The 17,974-nt window shown below is 64.6% G+C and carries 17 protein-coding genes; 9 read left to right on the plus strand and 8 right to left on the minus strand.

What is annotated here, in order from left to right; all coding sequences use genetic code 11:
- Nucleotides 1–5: 5 nt before the first annotated feature.
- The 5 genes from DFR48_RS11230 to DFR48_RS11250 all read right to left on the minus strand — a co-directional run bounded on the left by DFR48_RS11230 (nt 6) and on the right by DFR48_RS11250 (nt 5,374).
- Nucleotides 6–1,289: an efflux RND transporter periplasmic adaptor subunit gene (locus DFR48_RS11230; RefSeq protein ID WP_114363228.1), complete on the minus strand. Its 1,284-nt coding sequence runs from the start codon at nt 1,287–1,289 to the stop codon at nt 6–8.
- Nucleotides 1,290–1,481: 192 nt separating this feature from the next.
- Nucleotides 1,482–2,402, minus strand: coding sequence for an ROK family protein (locus tag DFR48_RS11235; protein WP_114363229.1), 921 nt, complete (start codon nt 2,400–2,402; stop codon nt 1,482–1,484).
- The gene (gene nagA, locus DFR48_RS11240) at nt 2,399–3,580 is read right to left on the minus strand and encodes an N-acetylglucosamine-6-phosphate deacetylase (RefSeq protein ID WP_114363230.1); all 1,182 of its coding nucleotides are present in this window, start codon (nt 3,578–3,580) and stop codon (nt 2,399–2,401) included. The genes DFR48_RS11235 and nagA overlap by 4 nt, the downstream gene beginning before the upstream one ends.
- Nucleotides 3,577–4,599 carry an SIS domain-containing protein gene (locus DFR48_RS11245; protein WP_114363231.1) on the minus strand — a complete coding sequence of 341 codons (1,023 nt, stop codon included), beginning with the start codon at nt 4,597–4,599 and terminating at the stop codon, nt 3,577–3,579. Before DFR48_RS11245 ends, nagA begins: the two co-directional genes overlap by 4 nt.
- Nucleotides 4,600–4,621: 22 nt before the next feature.
- A complete protein-coding gene (locus DFR48_RS11250) occupies nt 4,622–5,374 on the minus strand; it encodes a GntR family transcriptional regulator (protein WP_114363232.1) in 753 nt (250 codons plus the stop codon).
- 446 nt (nt 5,375–5,820) lie between these two features.
- Between DFR48_RS11250 and DFR48_RS11255 the strand changes: the two genes are divergently transcribed.
- The 5 genes from DFR48_RS11255 (at nt 5,821) to DFR48_RS11275 (ending at nt 11,262) form a co-directional block, all read left to right on the plus strand.
- Nucleotides 5,821–7,005, plus strand: coding sequence for a Gfo/Idh/MocA family protein (locus tag DFR48_RS11255; RefSeq protein WP_114363233.1), 1,185 nt, complete (start codon nt 5,821–5,823; stop codon nt 7,003–7,005).
- 8 nt (nt 7,006–7,013) lie between these two features.
- Complete coding sequence (locus DFR48_RS11260; RefSeq protein WP_114363234.1) at nt 7,014–7,898, plus strand: carbohydrate ABC transporter permease; 885 nt, start codon at nt 7,014–7,016, stop codon at nt 7,896–7,898.
- Nucleotides 7,895–8,752, plus strand: coding sequence for a carbohydrate ABC transporter permease (locus DFR48_RS11265; protein ID WP_114363235.1), 858 nt, complete (start codon nt 7,895–7,897; stop codon nt 8,750–8,752). The genes DFR48_RS11260 and DFR48_RS11265 overlap by 4 nt, the downstream gene beginning before the upstream one ends.
- 60 nt (nt 8,753–8,812) lie before the next feature.
- Nucleotides 8,813–10,033, plus strand: a complete 1,221-nt coding sequence (locus tag DFR48_RS11270) for an ABC transporter substrate-binding protein (RefSeq protein ID WP_114363236.1) — start codon at nt 8,813–8,815, stop codon at nt 10,031–10,033.
- A 98-nt stretch (nt 10,034–10,131) separates the two neighbouring features.
- The gene (locus DFR48_RS11275) at nt 10,132–11,262 is read left to right on the plus strand and encodes an ABC transporter ATP-binding protein (RefSeq protein WP_114363310.1); all 1,131 of its coding nucleotides are present in this window, start codon (nt 10,132–10,134) and stop codon (nt 11,260–11,262) included.
- Nucleotides 11,263–11,278: 16 nt separating this feature from the next.
- Here the strand turns inward: DFR48_RS11275 and DFR48_RS11280 are convergent, their stop codons facing one another.
- The 3 genes from DFR48_RS11280 to DFR48_RS11290 form a co-directional block, all read right to left on the minus strand.
- Nucleotides 11,279–11,713, minus strand: coding sequence for a GFA family protein (locus DFR48_RS11280; protein ID WP_114363237.1), 435 nt, complete (start codon nt 11,711–11,713; stop codon nt 11,279–11,281).
- 104 nt (nt 11,714–11,817) lie between these two features.
- Nucleotides 11,818–13,287 carry a M81 family metallopeptidase gene (locus DFR48_RS11285; RefSeq protein ID WP_114363238.1) on the minus strand — a complete coding sequence of 490 codons (1,470 nt, stop codon included), beginning with the start codon at nt 13,285–13,287 and terminating at the stop codon, nt 11,818–11,820.
- A gap of 33 nt (nt 13,288–13,320) precedes the next feature.
- Nucleotides 13,321–13,815: a hypothetical protein gene (locus DFR48_RS11290; RefSeq protein WP_114363239.1), complete on the minus strand. Its 495-nt coding sequence runs from the start codon at nt 13,813–13,815 to the stop codon at nt 13,321–13,323.
- A 100-nt stretch (nt 13,816–13,915) separates the two neighbouring features.
- Here DFR48_RS11290 and DFR48_RS11295 point away from each other — a divergent pair, with 100 nt between their 5' ends.
- Genes DFR48_RS11295 through DFR48_RS11310 form a run of 4 tightly spaced genes read left to right on the plus strand, consistent with a single transcriptional unit; the run spans nt 13,916 to nt 17,959 of the window.
- A complete protein-coding gene (locus tag DFR48_RS11295; protein WP_114363240.1) occupies nt 13,916–14,302 on the plus strand; it encodes a RidA family protein in 387 nt (128 codons plus the stop codon).
- Between the two features lie 26 nt (nt 14,303–14,328).
- Nucleotides 14,329–15,192 (plus strand): MurR/RpiR family transcriptional regulator, encoded by an 864-nt coding sequence (locus DFR48_RS11300; RefSeq protein WP_114363241.1) that lies wholly within the window; start codon nt 14,329–14,331, stop codon nt 15,190–15,192.
- Nucleotides 15,193–15,235: 43 nt separating this feature from the next.
- Entirely contained in the window at nt 15,236–16,012 is a 777-nt protein-coding gene (locus DFR48_RS11305) for an SDR family oxidoreductase (protein ID WP_114363242.1), read from the plus strand.
- 24 nt (nt 16,013–16,036) lie between these two features.
- Nucleotides 16,037–17,959: a beta-N-acetylhexosaminidase gene (locus DFR48_RS11310; protein ID WP_114363243.1), complete on the plus strand. Its 1,923-nt coding sequence runs from the start codon at nt 16,037–16,039 to the stop codon at nt 17,957–17,959.
- Nucleotides 17,960–17,974: the final 15 nt, after the last annotated feature.

Below are 17,974 nucleotides of genomic sequence, written 5' to 3' on the forward strand. Positions count from 1 at the left end.
TCCGCTCAGCCGCTCTTGGCCGTGGCATCGGTGATCACCAGCTCGCCCTCGGCGATCTCTCCCTTGGTCACGACCGTATTCTGACCGTCGCTGGCGCCGATTTCGATGTTGACGGCGGTCGGGACACCATCGCGCATTACCCAGATCGCGCGCTCGCTACCCTCTGGCTCGGCTGTGGTCAGCGAGCCCATCCGCGGCGGCCGGAACATGCTGAAAACGCCGCTGCCACCGCTTTTCCCTGCAGTCAGCGTCTCCGGTGGCGTGTAGCGGAGTGCGGCATTCGGGATCAGGAGTGCGCCCTCGATCGACTGGACGACGATGTCGGCGGTCGCGGTCATGCCCTGCCGCAGCAGCATCTCGTCGTTATGAACCTTCAGGATGCCCATATAGGTCACGACGTCGTTGACTGTCTCCGAGGCGTAGCGGATTTCGGTGATCTCCGCCGGAAAGCGCTTGTCGGTGAAGGCGTCGACCGTGAACGTCGCTTTCTGGCCGACCGCTACCTGGCCGACATCCGCCTCGTCGATATCGACCTGTAGCTCCATCTCCTTGAGGTCGCCGGCAATCGTGAAGAGCGTCGGAGCCTCCAGGGAAGCCGCAACCGTCGCGCCCGGATCGACGTTGCGCGACAGCACGATTCCGTCGATCGGCGAGACGATGGTCGCTTTGGCGAGGTTGACCTTGGCGAGATCAAGCGAGGCTTCGGCCGAGATTACGTCGGCCTTCGCGCTTTCGACCGTCGCGATCGTTGCCTCGTAGGTATAGCGGGCGGAGTCGAGATCCTGTTGCGTCGAGACCCGGTTGCCGACCAGGCTGGTGAGGCGGTCGAGCGAGACCTTCGCCGACTTCTGGTCGGCTTCCGCCTTGGCGACGGCCGCCTTCGCCGACAGCAACTTTGCCTCCGCGCTCTTCACGTCGGCCTCGAGCTTGGCGGTGTCGAGCCGCGCGACCACCTCGCCCTTCTTCACCGGGCTGTTGTAATCGACCAGTACGTCGCGAACGGTACCGGACAGCTCGCTGGAGACGTCGACGCTGACCGTCGGCTCGATCGAGCCGGTCGCCGTGACGATGACGGTGAGGTCGCCCTTCCTGGCCTCGGCGGTGGTATAGCTGTAGGTCGTGGACTGGCCGCCGTAGAGATAATAGCCGACGCCCAGCCCCGCGACTGCGGCGACGGCCAGTCCGCGCCAAAGCCATCGCGTGCCGCCCCGTTTGCGCGAGCTCTCCAGCAGTCTTGCCAGTTCCGCCTGCCCGGCGTCGGCAGCCGGCTTTTCTCCGGTGTCGTTCATCTTCCGCCCATCGCATACGGTCTCGAAATGTGTTCTCTTCGTATCGGACAATTTTCGCGCGCAGTGATTGACCGAAATCAAATCGCAAGGCGTGGCACGCTCGCTGCTTCGACAACCGTATGTGGCACAAGACAGTTACGATCCATAATGAAATATCGGTAATGAAGGAGCTGAGCCCGGGCCGAGGAGAAGCTAGCGCTTGGCCGCCGCAGCGGTCTCAAGTCCGAGCAGCGCCGCGCCGATGAGTCCGGGTTCCATTCGGCATTCCGCAGGGATGACGATCGGATGGGCGAAGCGCCGGAGGATGCGCCGGCGCACCGCCTCGTCGATGGCGAGGATGAGGTTGGGGGCATTCGAAAGTCCGCCGCCGACCGGCAGGATCGTCGCGCCGGTCACATTGACGACGAGCGCCAGCGGGCTCGCGATCACATCGACATAGACGTCTATGGTCCGTCCCGCTGCCGCATCTCCCTTCGACCAGGCCTCGATGATCTCCTCGCTCGTGAGCCGAGTTCCGTGGATGTGGTGATGCAGTCTCTCGAGCCCGCGGGCGCTGCAGGTCGCGTCGATGCAGCCCATCTGTCCGCAACCGCACGAAAACCGCGGCAGGTGGACCGGCGGATTGCCGGCCTCGGTCGCGGCGACCGGCCCGTGCCCCCATTCTCCGGCAAAGCCGCCGTCGCTGTTGATGAGCTTGCCGTCGATGACGAGACCGCCGCCGACGCCGGTGCCGAGGATGACGCCGAACACGACCCGGTGGCCGCGACCGGCACCCAGTCCGGCCTCCGCCAGCACGAAGCAGTCGGCGTCATTGGCGACGACGACGGGAAGCACCAGCGCCGCCTCGAGGTCGGCAACCAGCGTGCGCCCGTGGATACAGGGAATGTTGGCGACAACGGCGCGTCTGGTGTCCGGATCGATGATGCCGGCGATCGAGAGCGCGACGCAGTCGGGCCGCCCGCCGGCGGCGTCGATCACCGTGCGCAGCGCGGCGACGAAGGCGTCGAAATCGTCGGTCGGGGTCGGGATGCGCGGAAACTGGCGGATGTCGTCGGGACCGGTCGCGACGGCGCCCTTGATTGCCGTTCCGCCGATGTCGAAACAGACGATCATCGGTCGGCTCCGGCCGGTGCGGTCGCGTCGAAGACGCATTCGCCGCCGATCCAGGTGGAGCGGAGTTCGAGGTCCGGCGAAAGGACGATGAAATCGGCGTCGCAGTCGGGCACGAGCCGGCCCTTGGACGGCGCTCCGATCGCTTCCGCCGGGTAGGCGCTCGCCATGCGGAGTGCCTCTCCGAGCGGCAGATCGAGCCTCCGGTGCGCAAAACGCACGCTGGAGAGCATGTCGATGTCGGCGCCGGCCAGCGTGCCGTCCGCGAGCGTCAGTCGCCCGTCGCGGCGGTAGACCTGCCGGCCGTTGAGCTCGAAACCGGTCTCGTCGCTGCCGATGCTGGACATCGCGTCGGTGACGAGAAAGATCCGGCCGGGACCGCTCTTTGCCCGGAGCGCCAAGCCCATCGTCATGGGATCGACGTGGAAGCCGTCGGCGATCAGGCCGCAGTGAAGCGCGCCCTCGGCGAGAGCGGCGCCGACGAGCCCGGGCTCCCGGTTGCCGAGCTGGCTCATCGCGTTGAAGAGATGCGTGACCAGGCTTGCGCCGGCCGCCACGTAGGCTCCGACATCGGCCGCCTTGCAGTCGGTATGGCCGAGGCTCACCTTGAAACCGGCATCGACCAGTGTTGCGACCTGAGCCGGTGTCACACTTTCCGGTGCGACCGTGATCATCGCCCGGCCGATCCGGTCGCCGCAGGCGACGAGCGCCGCAAGGTCATCGGCGGCCATCGGGTGAACGAGCGCCGGGTCATGCGTGCCCTTGCGGGCGAGTGAAAGATGGGGGCCTTCGAAATGGAGCCCGAGATAGCCCCGCAATCCTCTCACCACCGCCTCCGCGGCCGCCTCGATCGCTTTTCCTCGCACGTCGGCAGTGTCGGTGATCAGCGTCACCATGAGTGCCGTCGTGCCGAAGCGGGCATGCGTATCGCAAATGGTGCGGATGCCGTCGAGCGTCGGCGCATTGTTGAAGAGCACGCCACCGCCGCCGTTCACCTGAAGATCGACGAAACCCGGCACCACCGTCGCGTCGTCGAGGATGAGAAGCCGGCAGCCCGCCGGGCGTTCTGCCGCCGGAAGGAGGGTCGTGACCTTGCCGTCCTCGATGACGAGCCCGGTGTCGGTCAGGAGTTGTTCGCCGTCGAAGATGCGGTTCGCGGTGACAAACAGTGGGCTGCTCATCTGGTCTCGGTCACTTTCTTCAAGGCGGCGGGCTTGTCGGGATCGAAGCCGCGGGCACGCGAAAGCGCCTCGACGAAACCGTAGTAGGGAACGATGAGCGCCAGGGCGTCGGTGAGCGGATGGCCCGTCGCGACGAAGGGCAGGGCGTGGGCACCCGTGGCGGCACCGGACGTGATGAAGCACGCCGCATTCTTGGCGGCGAGCGCCGAGACCGTCCCGGCGATCGATACCTCCGCCTTGTCCCGGGCGGCGAAGGCGACGACCGGGAAGTCCCGTTCGACCAGCGATACCGGACCGTGCAGCACTTCCGCGGACGAATAGGCTTCGGCGTGGAGCTCGCAGGTCTCCTTGCATTTCAGGGCCGCCTCGGCGGCGATCGCGAGCGTCGGTCCGCGTCCGAGCATGTAGAGCGAATCCGTTACGGAAAGCGGTTCGAGCATGCTCGTCCAGTCGAGGGCGAGCGCGGCCTGGAGGTGTCCCGGAAGTTCGGCGACGGCGCGGACGAGGTCCGCATTGCCATTCCATGCCGCGATGATCGCGAGCCCGGCGACGGCGGAATTGACGAAGGATTTGGTCGCCGCGACGGCAATCTCGGGACCTGCCTGTATATCGATCGCAAGCGATGCCACCTGCGACAGCGGCGAGGGCACGGTGTTGACGAGCGCGAACGCCAGTGCTCCGCCGGCCCGGCTTCCTTCGGCCATGGCGACGATGTCGGGGCTCGCCCCCGACTGAGAAACGGCGAAGGCGGCGGCCCGGCCGAGCTTCAGCGGCGCGCCGTAGATGGAGGCGAGCGACGGGCCGAGAGAGGCGACCGGCAGCCCGAGTTCCAGTTCGACCGCGTATTTCAGGAAATGGGCCGCGTGGTCGGAGGAGCCGCGGGCAATGGTCACGACGACATTCGGGTCATGCTCCCGCAGGGCGCGGCCGGCCGCTGCGATTTCGTCTGCCGAGCGTTCCAGAAGCCGCGCTGCGGCAACCGGGATCTCGTCGATTTCCTCTCTCATTTTGGTGGGCATCGATCAGTCCGGATCAGGTGTTCTAGGGGGAGCCGATGGTCAGCTCGGCGACGAGGTCGTAGGCATCGCTGCGATAGAGCGCGCGCGACATTTCCATGACGCGGCCGCTCTCCAGATAGGCGATGCGCTGCACGGCGAGCGCCGCCGAGCCGGGTGGGACGCCGAGAATCTCCGTCTCTTCGTCCTTCAGCACGACCGCGGATATCCGCTGGTTCGCCCGGATCGGGCGGAAGCCCCGCGAGAGCAGCAACTTGTACAAGGAATCGTCGACTGCGTTCGGATCCGGCAGGATGTCGTCGGGCAGGCTCGTGCGTTCGAAGGCGATCGGCATATCGTTCGCCGTGCGCACCCGGATCAGCCGGGCGACACGCGCGCCGCCCACCAGCCCGAGCATCATCGTTTCCTCCGGTGTCGGAAAGAACAGGCCGCGTTCGATCCAGCGTGATCCCGCCACCATGCCGCGCCGCCGCATGTCTTCGGTGAACGAGGTCAGCTGGCTGAGCGGCTGCTGCATCCGCGGCACCGGCGTCACCACGAATGTGCCCGAACCTCTGCGTCTTACCAGAAGACCCTCGGCCACAAGGTCGTCGATCGCCTTGCGGACGGTGACGCGGCTGATCTGGGCGACGTCGGCGATGTCCCGCTCCGCGGGGAGAGCGTCGCCATGTTTCAACCGACCCGACGACACCGCGTCCTGGATCATCTTCTTCAGCCGCACATAAAGAGGGCCGCCACGAACCGTCTGCAATTGCTCAAGGGGAAGAGTCTCGCTCATATCCGGTGTGTGCCCCATGGCCGGGCGGGGAACAAGTGCCAATTGCCGGCAAAACCCGAAATTGTTTCTGCGGTCATTGACATCCTTCCGGTTGCTTGTCGCAAAGATAATACCAACTAGCAACCGGTGCCGCAAATGGTTTTGCTATATGGCGCCAAATTCTCATCGATGAAAGAAATGTGCCGCGAAAATCAGTGATTTACGGCAATATCCAACAAAAAGTGGATATGCGCTGTAGACGATTGGGCTTTCTTTGGTATTGTAAATTAACCATTTCGGGTGAGTGCCGGAGCTGGGCGCGCATGGAAGAAGATGCGCTCTCGCGGATATGGCGACTATGAAAATGGATTTCATAAGCAAGCACAGAGGCGCCGCTTCGACGTTGACGCATACCGTAAACTGACGCAGTCTGTGAAAATCAATTACGCATAGCAGGGGACGAAGTCATGAAAGTCGCCGTCATCGGGCTGGGATTCCGTCTCGGCTATCTGGGTCGGATATTCAATGAGATCGACCCGGATTTCGAGATCGTCGGTTATGTCGATCCGGCGCCGGCCGGTCTGCAGACGCTCGAAGAGCGCGGCATCTCGCCCGGCCGCTCCTATCCCAGCCCCGAGGCGCTGATCGCGGGCGAGAAATTCGACCTTCTGATGATCGGCTCGCCGAATCACCTCCATCTGGAACACATCCGTATCGGTCTCGAGGCCGGGCTGACCGTCTTCACCGAGAAGCCGATCGTCGTGTCGATCGAGGAGAGCTATGCGCTCGCCTCGTTGCTGGCGAAATACGGCCATGACCGGCTTCTGGTCGGCCTCGTGCTCCGCTACTCACCGCTTTATCGTGATCTGCGCAAGGCGCAGGCCGACGGACGTTTGGGCGAGGTCGTGTCCATTGAGGCCTCCGAGCACATAGAGCCGTATCACGGTGCCTTCTTCATGCGCGACTGGCGTCGCTACGGGCGCTATGCCGGCGGTTTCATGCTGGAAAAGTGCTGTCACGACCTCGACCTCTACAACGGCGTCGTCGGTGCGCGCCCGCGTTTCGTCGCGAGCTTCGGCGGCCGCAAGAGCTTTGTGCCGTCGAACGCGCCGGAGGCGGCCGGTGCCAACGATCTCGAAGTCTATCATCGCAAGCCGAGCGGCTGGATGGGATCGGACCGGGTCTTCGACAGTGACGCCGACATCATCGACTACCAGACCGCGATCGTCGAATACGAGAACGGCGCGTCGATGACCTTCCACACCAATCTCAACGTGCCGGACCAGTTCCGCCGCTTCTGCGTGATCGGGTCGAAAGGCATGGCCGAGGGCGATTTCGTTCGCGGCTACATGAACGTCCACGACGCCCGAACCAACGAGAGGACGGTCGCCAACACCTACACGGCGCCGTCAGAAGAATCCCAGCATTACGGCGCCGACGAGCAGATGGCGGCCGACGTGCTCGCCTTCGTCAACGAGGGGCGTCCGCAGCCGGTCTCGGCGATCGATGCGCTCGAGGCCGGCATCCTGGCGCTTGCGATGGACGAGGCGCGCCTTGGCCGCAAGGTGGTCGACCTCGCGCCGGTCTGGACGCAGTTCGACGCTTGTCTCCAGGGCCGCGAGCCGGCTCCGCTCACCGCCCGCTCCGCCTGAGGCCCGCCATGCAAGCCAGACGAAGCGCCATCATCTTTGCCTGGTTGCTGCTCGCACCGGCGGTTCTCTACGTCGCGGCGATCGTCGCCTATCCGCTCGTCGATACGTTGATCCTGTCGTTCACGGACGCCTCGCTGAAGCGCGTGACCAACTGGGTCGGCTGGGTGAACTACGACAGGATCTTCAACGCCACCTTCGCCGAGGTCATCCTGCGGACCTTCGTCTGGACCTTCTTCTCCGTCGCAATCAAGATGGTGATCGGCACCTTCGGTGCCACCATGCTGAACGCCGCGGTGCCCGGCCGGGCGCTTTTCCGCGTGCTGACCATGCCGCCGTGGATCGTGCCGATGGCGATCGGCATCTTCATGTGGGGCTGGATGTACAACGGCCAGTTCGGCATGATTTCGGGCCTCCTGCAGCGTTTCGGCTTCGTCGACGGGCCGGTTGCCTTCCTCGCCCACGGTTCGACCGCCTTCTGGGCGACGATCTTCACCGACGTGTGGATCGGTGTGCCCATGGTGACGCTCTACATGCTCGCCGCCATCCAGGCGATCCCGCAGGATCTCTACGAGGCCGCCTGGACGGACGGTGCCGGCCGGTTCTACCGCTTCCGCCGCATCACGCTGCCGCTGCTCCTGCCGGCGATGATCACCATGTCGATGATCTCGCTGATCTCGACCTTCAATTCCTTCGACATCATCTGGATCCTGACCCAGGGCGGCCCGAGCGGCGAAACCACGACGATGATCATCGACACCTACCGCACGGCGATCGGGTCGAAGAAGTACGGGGAGGGCGCTGCCCGCGCGGTGCTGATCTGCATCTTCCTGTCGATCTTCTGCATTGCCTACTTCCGTGTCACCAGCCGCCTTGCCGCCGGAGAAAAGCGATGAGACAGCCCAAGTCCATGATCAACCGCTACAGATGGTACGAGATCGTCGGTATCTATGCCGGCATCGCGGTCTTCCTCACCTTCGTGCTCGCTCCCTTCGTCGAGGGCTTCCTTGTCTCGCTGAAGCCGCTCAGCCAGCTCTTCTCGTCGCCTTACCGCTTCTGGCCGGAAGACGGCTCCTTCGAGGCCTACCGTACGATGTGGGTGAGTGTGCCGGGTTTTGCCCGCTACATCTTCAACTCCTTCTTCATTTCGGGCGTGGCGACGCTCGTGGTGCTGCTGCTTGTCGTGCCGGCGGCTTACGCCTTCGCACGCTTCGACTTCAAGGGTAGGGGGCCGCTGCTCGGCGCCTTCCTCGCAGTCAACATGTTCTCAGGCGCCGTTCTGCTCATTCCGCTCTTCCGCCTGATGCGCTCCTTCGGCGTCCTCAACACCTATCTCGCGATGATCGTCCCCGGTGCCGCTTTCCTCATTCCGACGGCGATCTGGCTGCTGCGGACCTACATGATGCGCATCCCGAGGGAGCTCGAGGAGGCCGCCTATGTCGACGGCGCCGGCTATTTTTACACCTTCCGGCGGGTGGTCCTGCCGCTCGCCGCACCCGGCATCGCCGTCGTCGCCATCACCACCTTCATCGGCGCCTATGCCCAACAGTTCATCTTCGCGCTGACCTTCAATTCCAAGAGTGAGTACATGCCGCTGCCGATCGGCCTCTTTGCCTATTTCGGACGGCAGGAGGTGGTGTGGAACGAACTGATGGCCGCAAGCTTCGTCGGGATCGCACCGGCGCTGATCGTGATCTTCTTCCTGCAGCGCTATCTGGTGAGCGGGCTCACCGCCGGCGCCGTCAAGTAGGAGACGACCTGCCATCTGAAATACCGAAAGACCAACCTGTCAAAAAAAGGGGAACCACAGATGAAAAGGACTTTCTGCATTCTCACCGGTACGCTGGCGCTGCTCGCCGGTTCGGCGCTGCCGTCGCTCGCCGCCGACCAGGAGATCAGCTGGATCTATTGCGGCGACAAGATCGACCCGATCCACGAGAAATACATCAAGGAATGGGAAGGAAAGAACGCCGGCTACAAGGTCGTTCCGGAGGTCGTCGGCTGGGCGCAGTGCCAGGACAAGGCGACGACGCTCGCCGCCTCCGGCTCTCCGGCCGCGCTCGCCTATGTCGGTTCGCGCACGCTCAAGGAATTCGCCGAGAACGACATGATCGTTCCGGTTCCGATGACCGATGAGGAGAAGGCGAGCTATTACCCCAACATCGTCGACACCGTCACCTTCGACGGCACCCAGTGGGGCGTGCCGATCGCCTTCTCCACCAAGGTCCTCTACTGGAACAAGGATCTCTTCAAGCAGGCCGGTCTCGATCCGGAAACCCCGCCGAAGACCTGGGCCGAGGAGATCGCCTTTGCCAAGCAGATCAAGGAGAAGACCGGTATCGCCGGCTACGGCCTGCCGGCCAAGACCTTCGACAACACGATGCATCAGTTCATGCATTGGGTTTACACCAACAACGGCAAGGTGATCGACGGCGACAAGATCGTCATCGACAGCCCGGAAGTGCTGGCCGCGCTCCAGGCCTACAAGGACATCGCGCCCTACTCCGAGGAGGGGCCGACCGCCTACGAGCAGAACGAAGTGCGTGCGATCTTCCTCGACGGCAAGCTCGGCATGATCCAGGCCGGCTCCGGTGCGGCCACCCTCCTCAAGGAGCGCGGCCTGAACTGGGGCATTGCGCCTCTGCCGCTCGGCCCCTCTGCCAAGGGCGAAGGCACGCTGCTCATCACCGACAGCCTCGCGGTCTTCAAGGGTTCCGGCGTCGAGGACAAGGCGATCGAATTTGCCAAGTTCATCACCTCGCCCGGTCCGCAGGGCGAGTATGAGCTGCAGGGCGGTGCCGGCCTCACGCCGCTGCGTCCCGGCCCGAAGGTGGACGAATTCGTCGCAAAGGATCCCTACTGGAAGCCGCTGATCGACGGCATCACCTATGGCGGCCCGGAACCGCTCTTCACCGATTATCGCGGCTTCCAGAACGTCATGATCGAGATGGTGCAGTCGGTCGTCACCGGCAAGGCCGAACCCGCGGATGCCGTGAAGAAGGCCGCCGCCGAGCTCGACCAGTACAAATAAGCCGCAAGACGGTCGCGGGCGAAAAGCCCGCGACCCCGCTTATGCAGGAACGGCCGGCACCCGCACGCAAGACGCCGGCAGCGCGGAGAAACAGGGACGTGGGTCAGCTTAATCTCAACCGGGTCGTCAAGTCCTACGGCCATTTCGAAGTCATCAAGGGCGTGTCGCTGGAGATCGGCAACGGCGAATTCGTCGTCTTCGTCGGTCCCTCCGGCTGCGGAAAGTCGACGCTTCTGCGCATGATCGCCGGGCTCGACGACACCAGCGGTGGCGACATCGTCATCGACGGCGAGCGCGTCAACGACAGGCCGCCGGTCGAACGCGGCATCGCCATGGTCTTCCAGTCCTATGCGCTCTATCCGCACATGTCGGTCTTCGAGAACATCGCCTTTCCGCTGCGGGTCGAGAAAATGCCGGAGGCGACGATCCGCGAGAAGGTCGAGGCGGTAGCCACGATCCTGAAGCTCGAACAGCGGCTGGAGCAGCGGCCGGGCATGCTCTCGGGCGGCCAGCGCCAGCGTGTGGCGATCGGCCGGGCGATCGTCCGGGAGCCGAAGATATTCCTCTTCGACGAGCCGCTTTCGAACCTCGACGCGGCCCTTCGCTCGGACATGCGCATCGAGCTCACCAAGCTGCATCGCGACCTGAAGGCGACGATGATCTACGTCACCCACGACCAGGTCGAGGCGATGACCATGGCTGACCGCATCGTCGTGCTGAACGCCGGCGACGTGGCTCAGGTCGGAGCGCCGCTCGAACTCTATCACAAGCCGCAGAACCTTTTCGTTGCCGGCTTTATCGGCAATCCGAAGATGAACTTCGTGCCAGTGACCTGCACGGGAGCCGGCGAGGACGGGGTCACCATTTCCTATGAAGGGCAGACCGCGACGATCGCCGTCGAGGCCTCGGCCGGTCTCGTCGGCGAGACGCTGACGCTCGGCATCCGGCCGGAACATACGACGCTCGCCGCCGGCGACCTCGCCATCCGCGTGGTGCCTTCGGTGATCGAGCGGCTCGGCATCAACACGATCGCCTATGCGAGCCTGCCGTCCGGCGAACCCTATTGCGCGCTCCTGCCGGGCTCGGCCCCGATCCGTGCCGAAGAGCCGATCCTGACCGGCATCATGGCGGCGGACTGCCACCTCTTCGATCCTTCGGGCAGGGCGCTCGAGCGGCGCATCGACTGGCGCAGGCTGGAACTGCCGGCCGCCGTCACCGCTGGGGAATGACGCTCGGACGGTTCACTCAGGGCGGAAAACCCTCATACTGGGGAAGGTCGTCGGTGATCTCGTGCCATGGCGCCTTCGAGCCGACGAAGATGTGCATCGCCGGCCGGATCGACGGCGCGTCGATCAGCGTGCCCATCGGCACGTGCACCTTCACGGTGCCGCACTCGGCGATCCACGAATAGACGAGCGAACCGCAAGTGCGGCAATGCATGTCGTGGATGCCGTCCGGATCACCATGCCGAAAGAGGTTGTCCGTACCGGCCGTAACCTCGAAGTCCTCGACCGTGACGCCGGCGATTGGCTTGAAGGCCGAACCGGTGGTCCGCCGGCACTTCGAACAGTGGCAGTTGATCGCGTAAAGGAAATTGTCCGCGACCTCGTAGGTCACGGCACAGCACATGCAACCGCCGCGCAGGCGTCGCTCCTTGGGCAGTTCATCATTGGATGACATGCCTTTTCTCCTCCCGATGCGAGGCACTCGTGATCCTGCACGCACGAGACGCTACCATACCACGCAGCGACCGGCGACTGCCGGTTTCAACTGCAGTGCGCGTGTCACGCCACCTCGACGCAGTGCGGATCGGCCGTCATCGGCCATATGTCGCGCCTTGCGCGCCGGTAGGGATTGGTCGCCGGATCGTTCGGGTAGGGGGAGCCGGCCGAGCAGTAGAGGATTTCCGACGCGATCTTCGAAAAGGCGGCGTAGAAGTGGTTCGTCGACTTTATCACCAGGATGCGCTTGCTCTGCGGATCGATACCGAGGGCCGTGAAAAGCGACGGATCGTAACTCTGCACACGCACGCTGCTCAGCACGATGTCGATCCCCTTGTGGCGGATGTGTGCGGCGTCTCCGAAGGGGGCCACGCTCTCGCCGAAGCGCATTTCGGCATTCGGCACGACGCGCACGACTTCGACAAGCCCGTCGATCGGGTTGCCGGTGCCCGGCGCAGACTTCGCCCCGAAACGCAAGGGGATTTCCGCCCCTTCGCCGGCCGCCATGCAGAGCTGGACGGCGATCGGGTCCCAGATCATGCCGACCGCCACGTCGGTCGCGCCGCGCAAGAGGAGTTCCTCGAGGATCACCGTCGAATCCCCCGCCGTGCCGCCGCCGGGATTGTCCCACATGTCGGCGATGACGACCGGTCCACGGGGGGCCGTGAGTGCGCGGTTCACGGCCTCTTTCTCGTCGATCTGCGGCATCATGAATGTGCCGCGCAACGAAAAGAGTTCGAGCCCGAGTTTGCGGGCGAGGCGCTCGCCCTTCTCGGGTTTCGCATTGGTGACGGCAATCATCTTGGTGCCGAGTTCCGGCACGTCGCCGGCCATGAAACCGTGGATGACGGAAAGCGACAGCACGTCCTCGTCTTCGGCTTCGATCGCCGTCAGCCTGTCGACGAAGGAGCGCATCGGCTCGCGCGAGGTCGGGAAGACGTCGATCATCCGGCAGTCGAAGACCGACATGACCGGCTTCACCCGGCCCTCCAGCGTGTCGACGGCGATCCGCCAGAGGTCCTCGGCGCGGGCGACGAAATCCGTGTGCGGGAATTCCTTGAACACGACGAAGAAGTCGGCCGCCGCCACGCGCTTGGCCGTCAGGTGGCTGTGGGGGTCGAGCTCGGCGCAGAGCAGCACGTCCGGCCCGATGATCTCGCGGATGCGCGTGAGAAGGTCGCCCTCCGGATCGATGTAGCCGGCCGCCACCATGGCGCCGTGCAGGCCGAGCACGACGGCGTCGACCGGCATCGCCGCTCGCAACTGGTCGAGGATCTCGTCGCGCAGTCCCTCGTAGGTCTCGCGGTTGACGAGGCCGGCGGGATCGGCCCAGGCCGCCGTCCCTTCGATCAGCGTCCAGCCCTTCTCCGCAGCAGCCCTGCGGCCGACGGTGATCGGCGCAGTGCAGAGGGTCGGCGTCTGCGGATGCGTGCCCGGAGGGGCATAGAGGGAATCCTCAAACGCGCGCCGGTCGATGCAGATCGGCGAGAAGGTGTTGGTTTCCGTTGCGAGGGCGGCGGTGAAGATGCGCAAGACGATGGCCTTTGGTGTCGTGAGAGAAGAGCCTCACCCCATCGGATAGGGCAGGTAACCCGTAAAGCCGCTGATCTTCCAGCGGCCCTCGTGCAGACGGCAGCAATAGAGCGTCTGCCATTTCATGACGTCGAGACCGCCGTCGGTCGTTCGTATGCCACCGTCGAACTTCTTGCGTACCAGCGCGGCCTCGCCGACGATCTCGATCTCCTCGAGCCAGGTGGTGCGGAAGATCGCCGTGCGCGGATCCTCGCCATAGGTCTTGCCGGCGAAATCGCGCGCCTGCCGCAGCCACTCGTCGCGATAGGCGGCGAGCGTCGGAAAGGCTAGCGTCCAGCGGTCCGGGTTCGGCTCACGATTGCCGCTGACGCCGAGAAAGCCTTCCTCGATGAAGTCGCCGGCGACCATCGACCAGTCGGCGGAAAGGAATGCGTCGATGTCCCGCGGGACCAGCATCTCCCAGATCGCATGGCGAGCCACGTCGGACGCGGCGAACGGATTCTTATAGGGGTCCCGATGGAGTGTCATTGCTAAATTCTTTTCATCAGTGCCAATTATCTCTGGCAAAATTCGGTTTTCCGTGATGATTTGTCAATCAAGTATGAAAACAATTTGCGACGAGTGAGTCATGGCGATCAGGCGTTACGGCAGTGAGCAATCCGGTGCAGGCGGGCAGCGCCTGCCTTTTGCCCGCGCCGTCGAGGCCGATGGTTGGCTGCATGTTTCCGGCCAGGTCGCGATGGAGAACGGCGAAATCGTCCAGGGTGGCATCGTCGAGCAGACCCACAAGGCGATCGCCAACCTGATCGCCATCCTGCATGAGGCCGGTTACGGCGTCGAGCACGTCGTGCGTTGCGGTGTGTGGCTCGACGATCCCCGCGACTTCTGGAGCTTCAACAAGGTCTACCAGCAGTATTTCGGCGAGCATCCGCCGGCCCGCGCCTGCGTGCAGTCGTCGATGATGGTCGATTGCAAGGTCGAGATCGACTGCATAGCCTACAAGCCTTCGAAATAGCGTTCGGAAGCGGGGAAGGGGCTGCAGTGGACATTTTCGCGACATTACAGGAAGAAGCGGGGCAGTTTTCGCCCTCCGAGCAACGCATCGTGGATATCCTGCTCGACCAGTTCGATTTCGCCGTCAATGCCTCGATCATCGAGCTTGCCGAGCGCGCCCAGGTCTCACCGCCGACCGTCACGCGCTTCTGCCGGCGGCTCGGTTGCCAGAGCTTTGCCGATTTCAAGGTGAATCTCGCCCGCACCGCCTATGTCGGCGTGCGCTACCTCAATCCGGAGGCCGAGAGCACCAAGCCAGCGGATGTCGCGGCGGACGTGATCACCAAGGCGCAGAACGCGCTCTACCTCGTTCACCGCGCGCTCGATCCGGACATGCTGGAAAAGGCCGCGGATCGCCTGTCGCGGGCCGAGATGCTCTACGCCTTCGGCTCCGGTGGCAATTCCTCGATGATCGCGGGCGAGATCCAGAACCGGCTGTTCCGGCTGGGCGTGCGGGTGACGGTCAGCAACGACCACAGCATGCAATTGATGATGACGGCGGCGGCACGCTCGAACGACGTCGTCATCGGCTCGTCGCTCTCCGGCCGCAACAGCGAACTCGTGCGCTGCTTCAATCTCGCCCGCGAGAACGGCATCGCCACCATTGCGCTGACCCAGAGCGACAGCCCCGTCGCGCGCGCCGCCGAGATCGTCATCGGCATCGACCTGCCGGAGGGCGAGAACATCTTCCGCCCGACCTCGACCCGCTTCGCCTATCTCGCGGTGGTCGATGTGCTGGCGAGTCTCGTCGCCTACCGCAATCGCAAGACCTCACAGATCACCCTGCGCCACATCAAACAACAGCTGGTCGAGCATCGCGACGGCGACGACCGGCAACTTCTGGGAGATTAGCCTTGTTCGCTGCCCGTCACTCCGCTTTCCGGGAGGCTTCGCCGTGAATCGCTCCGTTGCCGTCGTGACGGGTGCGGCCGGCGATATCGGACGAGCGATCGCCGCACGGCTCGTCGAAAGCCACGACACCGTCGTGCTTCTCGACATCGACGCCGAAGCATTACGCGGCGCTGCCGAGAGCACCGGAGCGCCGGACCGCATGGTTCCCGCCGTCTGCGACGTCACGAGCGAAGAAGGCCTTGCGGACGCCGCCAGCCGGGCGGCACGGCTGGGGCGGGTGAAGACACTCGTCAACAATGCCGGCGCGGCGCGTGCCGTCAGCCTGCACGATACCGACGGCGAGATCTGGCGGAAGGACAGTGCGCTCAACCTCGAAGCGCCGTTTCTCTGCTTCCGCGCCTTCGAGGACGCCTTGAAGGAGAGCGGCGGATCGGTGGTCAACATCGCCTCGGTGAACGGTCTCGCGGTCTACGGCCATCCCGCCTACAGCGCAGCCAAGGCAGGCCTCATTCATCTGACGAAGCTGATCGCCGTCGAGTACGGAAAGTTCGGCATCCGCGCGAATGCGGTCGCCCCCGGCACGGTGCGCACCCGCGCCTGGGAGGCGCGCGCCGCCGCCAATCCTCAGGTCTTCGAGGAGGCGAAGCGCTGGTATCCGCTGCGCCGCATCGTCGACCCTGACGATGTCGCGAACGCCGTTTTCTTTCTTGCGAGCGAGCAGGCGGCGGCGATCACGGGCGTCTGCCTTGCCGTCGACTGCGGCCTGACGGCCGGCCAGGCCGAACTCGCCGGCACCTTCTCGCAATCGCCGCACTACTGAGCAAAGATCGAAGGGGAACGCATCATGGCCAGGGCCCAATTCCGTCTCGAAAACGCCTGGTATCCGACGGCGGGAAGCGCAGGCGGCGGCTTCGTCTTCACGCTGGTCAATCTCTCCGCGGAAGCGATCACGGATTTCAGGCTCGCCTATACCTCGCTCACCCGTGTCAGCGAGGCCCCGGCCTGCGGCAATGCCACCTTCCTGAAGCGCAACGCCAACTTCCACCAATATGCGCCGCCGGCGGGCTTCTCGCTGGCACCGGGCGCATCCTGGCGTTTCACCGTCGAGGGCCTGCTGCGCCCGGCGCGCCACAGGACGGACGGGGCAAAGTCGGCCTACCTTACGCTCGCCGACGGGAGCCATCGTGCCGTCGAGGTCGGCGACCTGATGCTGGAGGGGCGCCACAGCGAGCCGGCGCCGCAACTGCTGCCCGAGGGTGAAGTGCGGGAACCGTTCTCGATCCTGCCCTGGCCGGCAAAGGCGTCGCTGACCGCCGGCGAAACCGTCCCCGTCGCGCTCCATCCCGCAGCAGGCGCTACGCTTGACGAATTACGGGCGATCGAGACCGTTCTTTCCCTGTTCCGGCGGCTCTATTCGGTCGCCCATGTGCCGTTCGCGCTGGCGCCGGTCCATGAGGGTCGGGTCCTGCGCTTCTCGAAACAGGACGGCATTGCACCGTCCGGCTACGAGCTTTCCTTCGACGCCGACGCCATCACCTTGCGCTACGGCGATGCGGCGGGCCTGCAATACGGCCTGACGGTGCTCGCCCAGCTTCTCCACGGCGCGCGGACGAAGCCCGATGCCTTCCGTTTCCCGGCATTGGGGACGATATCGGACGCGCCCCGCTACGGCTGGCGCGGCTGCCATCTCGACGTGTCGCGACAGTTCTATCCCGTCGCCGATGTGAAGCGGCTTATCGACATCCTCGCCTGGTTCCGGATGAACATCTTCCACTGGCACCTGACGGACGACGAGGCCTGGCGGCTCGAAATCAGGGCCTTCCCCGAACTCACGACCGTCGGCGTGCTGCGCGGGCCGGACGAGCCGCTGCTGCCGCAGCTCGGAAACGGCGCCGAACCGGTCGGCGGCTTCTATACGCAGGAGGAGGCGAGGGAGGTCGTCGCTCACGCCGCCGCGCTTGCGATCGAGGTCGTTCCGGAAATCGACATTCCCGGCCACAGCACGGCCGCGCTCGCCGCGCTTCCCGATCTCGTCGACGGGCAGGAGGCGCCGGACAGCTATCGATCCGTCCAGGGCTATCCCAACAATGCCCTCAACCCGGCGATCGAGCGGACCTACGAGTTCCTCGGCAAGGTCTTCGACGAGATGGTCGACATCTTCCCGTCGAAGCTCATCCATATCGGCGGCGACGAGGTGGCCGCGAACACCTGGATGGCCTCACCGCTTGCCCGCAGCCTCATGGAACGGGAAGGGATCGAAGGCACGTTCGGGCTGCAATCCTATTTCATGAAGCGTATCCAGGGGATGCTCGCCGAGCGCGACCGGAGGCTGGCCGGCTGGGACGAAGTTTCCCACGGCGGCGGCGTCGATCCGGCGGGGACGCTCCTGATGGCCTGGCAGAAGCCGGAGGTCGGCCTCGGACTCGCAAGACAGGGCTATGACGTGGTGATGACGCCGGGCCAGGCCTATTACCTCGACATGGTGCAGGCGCGCGAATGGCAGGAGCCGGGCGCGAGCTGGGCGGGAACCGTGCCGCCGCACCACACCTATACATACGAGGCGGTCGGCGAATTCCCCGACGAGTTGAAGCCGCGCATGCGCGGCGTGCAGGCCTGCATCTGGTCGGAGCATTTCCTCAATCGCGATTATTTCAACCACCTCGTGTTCCCGCGCCTGCCGGCAGTCGCGGAGGCGGCATGGACCCCGACCGAAGGCAAGGATTGGCTGCGCTTTGCGGCGATCGTCCGCCTGAGCCCGCGCTACTGAGGGGAAACGTAAATG

Source organism: Ciceribacter lividus (assembly GCF_003337715.1).
GTDB lineage: Bacteria > Pseudomonadota > Alphaproteobacteria > Rhizobiales > Rhizobiaceae > Allorhizobium > Allorhizobium lividum.

Coding starts and splice junctions, on each gene's coding strand:
- DFR48_RS11255 (WP_114363233.1), top strand. CDS start 5,821: ATGAAAGTCGCCGTCATCGGGCTGGGATTCCGTCTCGGCTATCTGGGT.
- DFR48_RS11270 (WP_114363236.1), top strand. CDS start 8,813: ATGAAAAGGACTTTCTGCATTCTCACCGGTACGCTGGCGCTGCTCGCC.
- DFR48_RS11230 (WP_114363228.1), bottom strand. CDS start 1,289: ATGAACGACACCGGAGAAAAGCCGGCTGCCGACGCCGGGCAGGCGGAA.
- DFR48_RS11265 (WP_114363235.1), top strand. CDS start 7,895: ATGAGACAGCCCAAGTCCATGATCAACCGCTACAGATGGTACGAGATC.
- DFR48_RS11295 (WP_114363240.1), top strand. CDS start 13,916: ATGGCGATCAGGCGTTACGGCAGTGAGCAATCCGGTGCAGGCGGGCAG.
- nagA (WP_114363230.1), bottom strand. CDS start 3,580: ATGAGCAGCCCACTGTTTGTCACCGCGAACCGCATCTTCGACGGCGAA.
- DFR48_RS11245 (WP_114363231.1), bottom strand. CDS start 4,599: ATGCCCACCAAAATGAGAGAGGAAATCGACGAGATCCCGGTTGCCGCA.
- DFR48_RS11280 (WP_114363237.1), bottom strand. CDS start 11,713: ATGTCATCCAATGATGAACTGCCCAAGGAGCGACGCCTGCGCGGCGGT.
- DFR48_RS11250 (WP_114363232.1), bottom strand. CDS start 5,374: ATGAGCGAGACTCTTCCCCTTGAGCAATTGCAGACGGTTCGTGGCGGC.
- DFR48_RS11290 (WP_114363239.1), bottom strand. CDS start 13,815: ATGACACTCCATCGGGACCCCTATAAGAATCCGTTCGCCGCGTCCGAC.
- DFR48_RS11260 (WP_114363234.1), top strand. CDS start 7,014: ATGCAAGCCAGACGAAGCGCCATCATCTTTGCCTGGTTGCTGCTCGCA.
- DFR48_RS11310 (WP_114363243.1), top strand. CDS start 16,037: ATGGCCAGGGCCCAATTCCGTCTCGAAAACGCCTGGTATCCGACGGCG.
- DFR48_RS11235 (WP_114363229.1), bottom strand. CDS start 2,402: ATGATCGTCTGTTTCGACATCGGCGGAACGGCAATCAAGGGCGCCGTC.